Consider the following 324-nt stretch of genomic DNA (forward strand, 5'->3'; position numbering starts at 1 on the left):
ACGCCCGGCGCGGCGTGCTCTTCGACACCTTCGCCCGCTACTACGGCCGCGACGACGCGCCTGTCCTGGTATGGCGCGGCAGCACCGCAGAGATGAACGCGACCATAGACGCTACGCTGATCGAGGCCGCCTACGCCGCAGACCCGGACAGCGCGGCAGCCGAGTTCGGGGCCGAGTTCCGTTCCGATATAGCAGCATTCATCAGCCGCGATGCGGTCGAAGCCGTCACGGCGTCGGGAGTGCGCGAGCTGCCGCCCGGCGGCGGGTTGGGTTACGCGGCCTTCGTGGACCCGTCCGGCGGTTCGGCGGACTCGATGACGCTCG

Annotated in this window: 1 pseudogene; it reads left to right on the forward strand. The window is 70.1% G+C overall.

The window, feature by feature from the left end:
* Positions 1 to 14 precede the first annotated feature (14 nt).
* Positions 15 to 324: pseudogene (locus tag B8460_RS19400) on the forward strand (hypothetical protein); the annotation flags it as partial.

It is taken from the genome of Acidisphaera rubrifaciens HS-AP3, from assembly GCF_000964365.1.
In the GTDB taxonomy this organism is placed as follows: Bacteria; Pseudomonadota; Alphaproteobacteria; order Acetobacterales; family Acetobacteraceae; genus Acidisphaera; species Acidisphaera rubrifaciens.